10 protein-coding genes are annotated in these 9,697 nt (G+C 40.4%); 7 read left to right on the top strand and 3 right to left on the bottom strand.

Annotated features, from left to right (window positions below; translation table 11 throughout):
• Positions 1–71 precede the first annotated feature (71 nt).
• Entirely contained in the window at positions 72–266 is a 195-nt protein-coding gene (locus TOL9009_RS0134750) for a hypothetical protein (RefSeq protein ID WP_029637966.1), read from the bottom strand.
• 187 nt (positions 267–453) lie between these two features.
• On the opposite strand from TOL9009_RS0134750, the gene TOL9009_RS0134745 reads away from it, so the two are divergent.
• From TOL9009_RS0134745 to TOL9009_RS0134730, 5 genes are all read left to right on the top strand, one after another.
• Complete coding sequence (locus tag TOL9009_RS0134745) at positions 454–1,524, top strand: DMT family transporter (protein ID WP_029637963.1); 1,071 nt, start codon at positions 454–456, stop codon at positions 1,522–1,524.
• A gap of 208 nt (positions 1,525–1,732) precedes the next feature.
• Complete coding sequence (locus TOL9009_RS0134740) at positions 1,733–2,881, top strand: peptidoglycan-binding protein (protein ID WP_029637960.1); 1,149 nt, start codon at positions 1,733–1,735, stop codon at positions 2,879–2,881.
• 90 nt (positions 2,882–2,971) lie between these two features.
• Positions 2,972–3,145, top strand: coding sequence for a hypothetical protein (locus TOL9009_RS48160; protein WP_186227759.1), 174 nt, complete (start codon positions 2,972–2,974; stop codon positions 3,143–3,145).
• 272 nt (positions 3,146–3,417) lie between these two features.
• Positions 3,418–4,491 carry a glycosyltransferase family 4 protein gene (locus tag TOL9009_RS0134735; protein ID WP_029637958.1) on the top strand — a complete coding sequence of 358 codons (1,074 nt, stop codon included), beginning with the start codon at positions 3,418–3,420 and terminating at the stop codon, positions 4,489–4,491.
• Between the two features lie 191 nt (positions 4,492–4,682).
• Complete coding sequence (locus tag TOL9009_RS0134730) at positions 4,683–5,693, top strand: S66 peptidase family protein (protein WP_029637955.1); 1,011 nt, start codon at positions 4,683–4,685, stop codon at positions 5,691–5,693.
• 26 nt (positions 5,694–5,719) lie between these two features.
• On the opposite strand, the gene TOL9009_RS0134725 is transcribed toward TOL9009_RS0134730, so the two are convergent.
• A complete protein-coding gene (locus tag TOL9009_RS0134725) occupies positions 5,720–6,562 on the bottom strand; it encodes a DUF4058 family protein (RefSeq protein ID WP_084763445.1) in 843 nt (280 codons plus the stop codon).
• Positions 6,563–6,744: 182 nt separating this feature from the next.
• Between TOL9009_RS0134725 and TOL9009_RS0134720 the strand changes: the two genes are divergently transcribed.
• The gene (locus tag TOL9009_RS0134720; protein WP_029637950.1) at positions 6,745–6,996 is read left to right on the top strand and encodes a hypothetical protein; all 252 of its coding nucleotides are present in this window, start codon (positions 6,745–6,747) and stop codon (positions 6,994–6,996) included.
• The gene (locus TOL9009_RS0134715) at positions 6,996–7,355 is read left to right on the top strand and encodes a type II toxin-antitoxin system PemK/MazF family toxin (protein WP_029637947.1); all 360 of its coding nucleotides are present in this window, start codon (positions 6,996–6,998) and stop codon (positions 7,353–7,355) included. The genes TOL9009_RS0134720 and TOL9009_RS0134715 overlap by 1 nt, the downstream gene beginning before the upstream one ends.
• 233 nt (positions 7,356–7,588) lie before the next feature.
• Here the strand turns inward: TOL9009_RS0134715 and TOL9009_RS0134710 are convergent, their stop codons facing one another.
• A complete protein-coding gene (locus TOL9009_RS0134710; protein ID WP_029637945.1) occupies positions 7,589–9,664 on the bottom strand; it encodes a S9 family peptidase in 2,076 nt (691 codons plus the stop codon).
• Between the last annotated feature and the right edge of the window lie 33 nt (positions 9,665–9,697).

The raw sequence follows: 9,697 nt of genomic DNA, 5'->3' as shown, positions 1-9,697 counted from the left end.
AATCAAGTAACAGCGGATGAAATGGAAAATCAGGTTCGGTACATCTGATTGCTCAACGATTCAAATCGCAGCTATACAAACAAAGTCCGGGGTGCATCCAAGCTTTTATTATTCGATGAAATAATAAAAATTAATATGTCATTGCGTTCGCGTTGCGCGTCTCGTAGAGAGGAACGAAGCAATTGCAATGGCTGGGATTGCTTCGTTCCTCGCAATGACGCACTCGCGATCGCAATGACGCTTATATTGTTAGATTTTGCATTCATTGGGATGCTCCCCAAAGTCCGGATGGTCGCGGACTTAAGGAAAGTTGAAACTTGCGTAGGTTAGTTTAATCTGTGTAGCTGCGATTTAAATCGCTTTGAGTATTATTTAGTTCACAAAACGACATAATTCGGTAAAATTAGGTAAACTAATTTCTGCGTTTTTGAAACAAAGGCATTTTTCTATTCCATGCAAATGAACGAGCGTGCATCCAAACTTCCCTTTGCCCCGCTACTGTTAATCGCACCCTTTTTCTTGTGGGGTACGGCAATGGTGGCAATGAAAGGAGTAATTCCTCATACCACACCGCTATTTATGGCAGGAGTGCGTCTAGTGCCTGCTGGGGTGCTAATCTTAATTGCAACTGCATTCATGGGTAAACCTCAGCCCAAGGGTTGGGCAGCATGGTTGTGGATTGCGTTATTTGCGTTGGTGGATGGGACGTTATTTCAAGGCTTTTTGGCAGAGGGATTAGTCAGAACTAGCGCAGGGTTGGGGTCTGTAATGATTGACTCTCAACCGTTGGCTGTTGCTTTAATGTCGTTGTGGCTATTTCAAGAACGTATTGGTTTGTGGGGATGGCTGGGACTAGGATTCGGAGTGACAGGTATTAGTTTAATTGGTTTGCCCGACGAATTGATTTTGAGTGTTTTCTCAAATCATTCATTCCCCCCCTCCATTCCCCCCCTCTCCTTTTTAGAAAGCGGTGAGTGGTTGATGTTATTTGCTGCGCTGTCAATGGCAGTGGGAACGGTGTTGATTAGGTATGTATGTCAATATGCCGATCCGGTAAGCGCTACAGGATGGCACATGATTATAGGTGGATTGCCTTTGTGGGGAATTTCATTTTTGACAGAATCCCAGCAGTGGCAAAATCTTGTAATATCTGATTGGATGGGGCTGTTATATGCCACAATCTTTGGGAGTGCGATCGCCTACGGATTATTTTTCTATTTTGCTTCTAGCGGCAATCTCACCAGTCTCAGTTCTCTCACCTTCCTCACACCGGTATTTGCCCTCCTATTTGGCAATTTGTTGCTCAACGAAGTCCTCAGCCCTGTACAGTGGGTGGGAGTCTGTCTGACTTTAGTCAGCATTTATCTAATCAACCAACGTGACACCTTAGCGCAAACAAATCAGAAGGTTGCAGTCACAGAAGAAAACAATACACAGCAACAAGCACTTTTGGAAGCATCAGGGAAAAAGCTCAACCCAGTAAGCCTATCAATTAGGGAATCTGAACCAGAAATTATGCCCTAATTAAGCAAGACTGTAGCAGCAATTATAGTGTTATCTGAGCGCTGACCACTAACATCGGAAAATTGCCTAATTTCTGACTTATGAGAATTTTATCACCTTTAAAGCTTCTTCAAAATATTTTTGTCAAGATAAAAGTTAACATAAAGCCAGGTTGAAGTTCTTGTAATATCGATAACTTAGAATCTACGTTCTGGCTGCAACTTTGTATATGAGGCTACGCCATTCCTCCATCCTGGTAATTACCTGTCTGACTTGCTTGGGTTTTGACCCCAATCCAGCAAGCACAGCAACACCTAACCTAGCACCGGAATTCCAACTCCAAATCGTAAATTCCACACAGCCGGCACAGTCTTCTATTCTCGAACTTGGTAGTAGAGGTGTGGAAGTGGAGGCACTACAAAAACAACTCAAAGAGTTAGGATATTACTATGGTGTGGTAAATGGAGATTATGGCGATCGCACCAAACTCGCCGTCTCTAAATTTCAGAAAGCAAAAAACTTGATCCCAGACGGGATTGCTGGTGTGACAACTAGAAATATACTGCTGACAGCAGTTAAGCAAAAGCAATCATTATCTCTTGCTACGATCGCTCCTAACGCGAAAAATGAGAAAACAAGTACCAAGGCATCTCCGCAAAAAAGTTTATTATGGTGGTCGCTAGTTGGGATAGGAATTTTAGGTGGTGTTGGTGCATTGCTTTATTTGCTGAGAAGGTCGAGAAAAGTCAAGCAAGTTCAACCGGAAAACTTTGATTTTAAAGTTTTGACACCATCTCAGACAAAGCCGGTTCCTGGTTTGTTATCCTTGGACAGCGCAGCAGATAAAAATGCAGATATAACAAACACAGAAGAAGCAACTGCACCATCTGCAAAAGAAGTACTACCACTAGAAAAAACTTCCCGTTTGGCGAAAGTCAATATCGTTGAGGAGTTGATGAAAGACTTACGTAGTCCTGATCCGACGAAACGACGCAAAGCTATCTGGGATTTGGGACAGCAGGGAGATTCCCGCGCAATTCAGCCACTGATAGAGGTGATGATTGACGCTGATTCTCAACAACGCAGCTTAATTCTAGCAGCTTTGGCGGAAATTGGTACGCGCACACTTAAACCAATGAATCGTGCTTTGGCGATTTCACTGCAAGATGAAAGTCCAGAAGTGCGACAAAATGCCATCCGTGATTTGACTCGCGTTTATGATATGATGGCTCAAATTAGTCAGATGTTGTGTTTGGCAACGGAAGACCCAAATGCAGAGGTGCAAGCAACAGCGCGTTATGCTCTTTCACAAATGAATCGTATCCGCACTTTGTCACATGGTGAAAAAAGTCAAGAGGAAGATTCGCAGCTAGAGTGATAATTAAGATTGATTCTACTGGGGTTTGAAGCTGGTATTGTGGACGCAATCCAGGTTTGCCATCGTCTTTAGCTCCAATTCCCATTGCTGGTGCATAAAAAGCATCTACAGTTGAGCGATCGCTTGCCACAAATGCCAGATGAAAACCTTTTGATGGCGAAATCTCGGTTAATTCCCCTCGATTACCAATTACCACTAGCTCCTAATAGCAAAATCAGATTGGTCTGTTCTAATCTTCACTTTCTAGAAATGCTTGTCACTTAAAATAAATATTTTTCATGATCTTGGCGCTAATATAAAGCTTACCAGCAATTTATTTGTAACTATAATTAGTTTGGTAAAGACACCAAATTTCGGTTTATCGTAGTAGTTCTTGCCGACTCAAAATAAACTCAAAATCACCCGATCGGGTGATGAAGCGCGATCGCTTTCATATTAAAGTCTCTTGCTTCGTAGTGAGCGCTTCAGCGCTCAAAGCAACCATTTCAAGCGCTAAAGCGCTTACTACATTAGAGAGTACTTATTTTAGCAAACCGATGAAATTACTTTTCGTTTCCACTTCCGTTGGACCCCTTGGCACTGGACTCGGCGGTGGTGTGGAATTAACCCTGTATAATGTAGCTCAACAAATGATCCAGCGGGGTCATGAAGTGCAAATCGTTGCTCCCGCAGGTTCAACATGGGATAACCTGCCAATAGTGCAAATTCCTGGTAATTTACAGATTATTGCTCAAAGCCAAGAACGCACAGACCCGGCTATGATGCCAGAAAATTCTGTTTTGGCAAATATGTGGGATTATGCTCGTCAGGTTCAAACTAATTATGACTTGATTGTAAATTTTGCTTACGATTGGTTGCCATTTTACCTGACACCTTTTTTCACTTGTCCGATCGCTCACTTAGTGAGTATGGGTTCACTCAATAACGCCCTAGACAAGATTATAAAACAAGTTGCAGAACATTTTCCTCTAACAATTGGTTTTCATACACAAGTACAAGCTGCCACTTTTGCCCTTGAGAAGCCGTATTCTTGTTTGAGTAATGGAATTGATTTATCACTTTATCAGTTTTGCGATCGCCCAAAACAACAATTAGCCTGGTTAGGTCGCATTTCCCCAGAAAAAGGTTTAGCAGATGCGATCGCAGTCGCGCAAATTACCCAAATTCCCTTAAAAATTATGGGTAAAATTCAAGATGAATTATACTGGCAGCAAATTTGTGAAAAGTACCCAAATGATATGTTTGAATATCTGGGATTTTTACCAACAAATGAAATGCAGCAGGTATTAGGTGAGTGTCGGGCATTATTAATGACACCTCATTGGGTAGAAGCTTTCGGTAATGTTGTAATTGAAAGTTTAGCTTGTGGAGTGCCTGTAATATCGTACCGTCGCGGTGGACCTGCGGAAATTATCCAAGATGGCAAAACTGGCTTTTTGGTAGAACCGGATAGCATTTCTGAGTTGGTAAATGCTATCCAGCGTATCGATGAAATTGACCGTCAAACTTGTCGTAGTTCCGCAGAAGCTCAATTTTCTTTAGAAGCTTTAGGTTCACGCTTTGAAAAATGGTTTCAAGAGATTTTAACGCGATGTGCAACTTATTTTTAGAACCTCGCTTCCCATTCCTCTCCCCCACAGTCCAAGAGGCTTTGATTCTTGCTCCCCTTCCCTATTCCGGGAAGGGGTTGGGGGTTAGGTTTGAGAGAAAGTTGCATACGGCGTGATTTTAGGTAATAAACATTTTCGCAAATGTCTAATTGGGAAAAAGTTCTTTATTGTTGACAAATAGATAATTATTAATGCAATCTCAAATCGAAAATTCCCAATCCAAAATTGTTCCACCTTATCTCAAACCTGGTGATTTACTGCGAGTAATTGCGCCTAGCGGTGCTTTGCGAGAATTTGCGACCTTTGAACGCGGGGTAGAAATTTGGCGATCGCGTGGTTACAAAGTAGAAATATCTCCCCAGATAGATGACAAGTGGGGCTATTTAGCGGGAAAAGATAATAAGCGGCGAAACGAATTAGCAGCAGCATGGCAAGATCCAGAATGTCGCGGTATCCTCTGCGCTAGAGGTGGTTTCGGTAGTACCCGCATTTTAGAAAATTGGAATTGGGGAGTGGGAGAGATAGGGAGACAAGGAGACAGGGAGACAAGGGGACAAGGAGGAATTTCTCCCTCATCCCCCTCATCCCCCTCATCCCCCTCATCTCCCAAATGGCTAATTGGCTTTTCTGACATCACAGCGCTATTGTGGAGCTTGGAAAAAGTTGGAATTTCCAGCGTCCATGCACCTGTACTGACAACTTTATCATCAGAACCAGATTGGTCAGTTCAGCGTTTGTTCGATTGGGTGGAAGGTCGTCCTATTGCCCCTTTAAAAGGTTTTGGATGGGGTAGAGGTGTGAAAAGTGGAATTTTACTACCAGCTAACTTGACGGTAGCGACTCATCTTTTGAGTACACCATTTCAACCAAATTTAGATAATGTGATTTTGGCATTTGAAGATGTGACAGAAGCACCTTACCGCATTGATAGAATGCTGACACAATGGCGGATGAGTGGAGCTTTATCAAAAGTTAGTGGAATTGCATTGGGTAGCTTTACGAAATGTGAAGCACCTGATAATGTTCCCAGTTTGAGTGTAGAGGAAGTTTTGCGCGATCGCCTGAGCGATTTAAATATTCCGGTTGTTTCCAATTTACCATTCGGTCACGAAGCACCCAATGCGGCTTTACCAGTTGGGGTCATGGCGACTTTGGATGCAGAGCATGGTGTTTTGAGTATAGGAGAATCGGTGACAGATTAAGATTTTTGATGGTATTGTATTGGGACTTACCTTAATCCTTGCTGTTTCAAAAGTTGATCTACCCAAGCAATACTGTTTACTGACATGGCAGGTACAGGTTCTTGAGCGTAGTCAATTACCAAATCATAGTTACCTTCGTTGTATAATTCACTAATTAATGTTTGTATTTCAACTAATGGTTCTGTATCGCCTTCACGTAAAGGTAAGGGAAAAAAAGGTATGGGATTTTGCAAATTAAAAGCATATAAATCTGCTTTGGGACGCTTGGATGCACGGCTAACCAAAATCCTATAGTCAGTTTGAATATTATTTTGTAGTTGTTGAATTGGCTTGCCATCTCGCAGTAAATCAACTTCAACTAAATTCGTATAACTTCCTAACACCTGTAACCGTTTTTTTATATAGGCATTTCGTCCTTCTCCTGGACGTTTATTTTTAGGATAAAGGATTTCAATTACAGTTACAACTTCTTGCGTCGCGACATCTCGCACTTCCAAGTAAGTCTCTTTGACTGTTTCCGGCATCGTAACATCAACTGTTACAGCTTCGACTACTGGAGATGCAACAGCAACACTCGCTGGTTCTGGTAATGGCATTTTTTGTATACTTTGGACTGCTACATCTGCAACACCTACCAAAAGCGAACCTTCATCTATTGTTTGATATACTCGTTTTTCAATAGCAACTCTGTACTTTGGACGTAATTGAGGATTTAATCTCCGGAAAATTGCTGCTATGAGAAGATTATGAATTTCTGACCAAAATAGTGGATTTTCTAAATATGGATTCATTCCTGGAAATGGTGAAACAGCCCCCGTATTAGCGGTTTCTGGAGATAGGGGACTGCCGAATTCGGAGAATGAAGCCATTACAGCACCTCAAAAAAATTACACCCTACCAACATATAAGGGGTGCTAGGGTACTAACTAATTATATCCAAACCAGATGGAAACAAGTTCAAAATTTGATAAAATTGTAATTGAGGAGTAGGAAATAAGGGGAAAGGAGTTGCGGCTTATTTTTTCATTCAAATATAGGAAAAAGTGTATCAATGACAAAAAAAACAACAGACACTATTCACTCTGAATTGTTTGAAATATTGTCCGAATTGCCTCTGTCTTGGCAAGAGAAAGTTTTAGAATTTGCTATTTCTTTACATCAAAAAAAACTCACTCAGCAATGGAATGCTATTTCTGATGAAGAAGCTGCTGCCCTAAAAGCGGAGTTTTTACGCGAAGATTTAGCGTTTGCAGAAGCAGCTTTAGCTGATTATCTGCCTCTCCTTCAGCAAGAGGATATTTGATGCGGGGAGATGTTTATTTAGCAGATTTAAATCCGAGTCGAGGTTCAGAACAAGCAGGTATTCGACCAGTTATTATTATTCAACGAAATACACTTGATCGATTTACGACAACAGTAGTAGTAGTTCCCTTAACCAGTAATCTGCGACGTGCTAAAATTCCAGGTACAATTGTCATACCTTTAGGTGAAGGTGGCTTTACACAAGAATCAGTAGTGCTTTGTTATCAAATTGTTGTTATCGATAGGCAACGATTAATGAGAAAATTAGGAACTATTTCCCCTAATTATTTATTGATGCTAAAGGAAGCATTAAAATACACATTAGAGCTTGATGATTTCGAGGCTGAAAGCGCAGAATAGTTATTGCGGCATTCTATTATTTCGATAACTAAAACTTGATAAACGATACAAGATGTCAATATTCTCTTTACAGTAGATTTCACTCCTTAGGAGGTACATGCGTAAAACCCAAAACCCTGTAAAGACGTTCCGACGGAACGTCTCTACGTGTATTTAATAATAACGCAATCTGCTGTAAGTGTGCCTTCAAATTAAATACGCAGAGGAATAATGTCCTCTGCGTCAAAAAAGAATTAAATATCTCCCAAACCTAAGCGATCCAAAATAAAAGCGTAGTCAAAAGCTAATTCTTTTAAGCTTTCATAACGTCCAGATGCACCACCATGTCCAGCACTCATGTTAGTTTTAAGTAAGAGAATGTTGTTATCTGTCTTCAATTCTCGTAATTTTGCTGTCCATTTGGCTGGTTCCCAATATTTGACGCGAGAATCATTTAAACCCGCAGTAATCAGCATATCTGGGTAATCTTTCGCCTCAACGTTATCATAAGGCGAGTAAGATTTCATGTAGTCGTAATAAACTTTGTCGTTAGGATTACCCCATTCTTCCCATTCCATCGCTGAAAGGGGCAAGGAAGTATCTAAAATAGTAGTTACGACATCTACAAATGGGACATCAGCAACTACTACTTTAAACAGTTCGGGACGCATATTAATTACTGCTCCCATCAATAAACCACCTGCGCTACCACCAGAAATAACTAAGCGATCGCTTTGAGTCCATTTTTCGGTAATCAGATATTCCGCACATGCGATAAAATCTGTAAAGGTATTCTTTTTCTGCAAAAATTTACCATCTTCATACCACTTGCGTCCCATTTCTTCACCACCACGAATATGAGCGATCGCATAAACTATAGAACGATCTAACAGCGTTAATCGAGTTGATGAAAACATCACCGGATAAGAATAACCGTAAGAACCATATCCTGTGAGAAACAAGGGATTTTTACCATCTTTGTTGGTTCCTTGTTTATAAACAATAGATATGGGGATTTGTGTTCCATCTTCCGCTGTAGCCATCAGCCACTCACTTTTATAATGGCTTTTATCATAGTCACCGAGAACTTCTGTCTCTTTTTTCAATTCTCGCTTATCTGTTTCCATGTCGTAATCGAACACAGATAACGGTGTGATTAAAGATGTGTAATTGAAGCGCAGAATATTCGTGTTAAATTCTGGGTTGTTTCCTTCATAAAAGGTATATGTAGGCTCTGGAAAAGTTATATTATTTTCCTTACCTGTAGATAAGTTTTGTACTCTTGCTGTTTGCAATCCCGCTTTTCTTTCATAAATTACCAAATGATTGGTAAACAAACTCACTCCTGATAGCATCACATCTTCGCGATGAGGAATGACAGTTTCCCAATTTTCTTTATTTGGCATTTTTACCGGGGTTTTCACCAATTTAAAGTTAGTCGCTTCGTCATTAGTAACGATGTAAAAATAATCGCTGTGGTGTTCAACATCGTATTCCATCCCTGTAGTGCGGGGGTGAATAATCTGAAAATCACCTCTAGGATTATTCGCATCTAAATAATGAATTTCCGTGGTGATGCTACTTGACAAAACCATCAAGATGTATGCTTCACTACGGGTTTTGCCTACATCTAAATTGTAAATATCATCTTTTTCGTGGTAAATTAAAATATCTTCAGTTGTCGGTGTTTGTAAAGTATGGCGAAATAATTGATAAGGACGATTTGCCGCGTTGATTTTCGTGTAGAATACCGTTTGATTATCGTTTGCCCAAGTTAAAGAAAAAGAAGTTTCCGGTATAGTTTCGGAATACAATTCAAATGTGTTCAAATTAAGAAAGAAAAGTGTGTATTGTTCCGAACCGCTAGTATCAGTTGAATAAGCTAAAATTTGATGATTAGGACTGATTTCAAATACACCTAAGCTAAAAAAATCATGTCCTTGTGCTAGTTCATTTTGATCTAACAGCACTTCTTCTGTTGCGTCGAGACTACCTTTTTTCCGACAGTGAATTGGGTAAGCTTTTCCTTCTTCGGTGCGAGAATAATAGTAATAATCATCTTTGCGGAATGGCAGTGATAAGTCAGTTTCTTGAATCCGCGCTAGCATTTCATCATAAAGCTTTGTTTGCAAAGCTTCAGTATGTTGCATCATGCTTTGTGTGTAAGCGTTTTCGGCTTCCAAATAAGCGATCGCTTTATCGTTTTCAATATCCCGCAGCCAAAAATAATCGTCAATTCGACGATCGCCGTGTAACTCCAAAACTTGCGATTGTTTCTCAGCAATCGGTGGCTTGACAATATCATATTGTAAATTATTATCTTTATTCATATTTTTTTACCTCGATCTGAATATGCAGCAATT

The sequence above is a fragment of the [Scytonema hofmanni] UTEX 2349 genome (genome assembly GCF_000582685.1).
GTDB lineage: Bacteria > Cyanobacteriota > Cyanobacteriia > Cyanobacteriales > Nostocaceae > Hassallia > Hassallia hofmanni.
This window is presented reverse-complemented; position numbering and strand designations above follow the sequence as displayed.

What these genes read in the sequence shown, in the direction of transcription:
- TOL9009_RS0134750 (WP_029637966.1), bottom strand. Translation starts at nt 266, where the DNA reads ATGAATGCAAAATCTAACAATATAAGCGTCATTGCGATCGCGAGTGCG.
- TOL9009_RS0134745 (WP_029637963.1), top strand. Translation starts at nt 454, where the DNA reads ATGCAAATGAACGAGCGTGCATCCAAACTTCCCTTTGCCCCGCTACTG.
- TOL9009_RS0134740 (WP_029637960.1), top strand. Translation starts at nt 1,733, where the DNA reads ATGAGGCTACGCCATTCCTCCATCCTGGTAATTACCTGTCTGACTTGC.
- TOL9009_RS0134735 (WP_029637958.1), top strand. Translation starts at nt 3,418, where the DNA reads ATGAAATTACTTTTCGTTTCCACTTCCGTTGGACCCCTTGGCACTGGA.
- TOL9009_RS0134730 (WP_029637955.1), top strand. Translation starts at nt 4,683, where the DNA reads ATGCAATCTCAAATCGAAAATTCCCAATCCAAAATTGTTCCACCTTAT.
- TOL9009_RS0134725 (WP_084763445.1), bottom strand. Translation starts at nt 6,562, where the DNA reads ATGGCTTCATTCTCCGAATTCGGCAGTCCCCTATCTCCAGAAACCGCT.
- TOL9009_RS0134720 (WP_029637950.1), top strand. Translation starts at nt 6,745, where the DNA reads ATGACAAAAAAAACAACAGACACTATTCACTCTGAATTGTTTGAAATA.
- TOL9009_RS0134715 (WP_029637947.1), top strand. Translation starts at nt 6,996, where the DNA reads ATGCGGGGAGATGTTTATTTAGCAGATTTAAATCCGAGTCGAGGTTCA.
- TOL9009_RS0134710 (WP_029637945.1), bottom strand. Translation starts at nt 9,664, where the DNA reads ATGAATAAAGATAATAATTTACAATATGATATTGTCAAGCCACCGATT.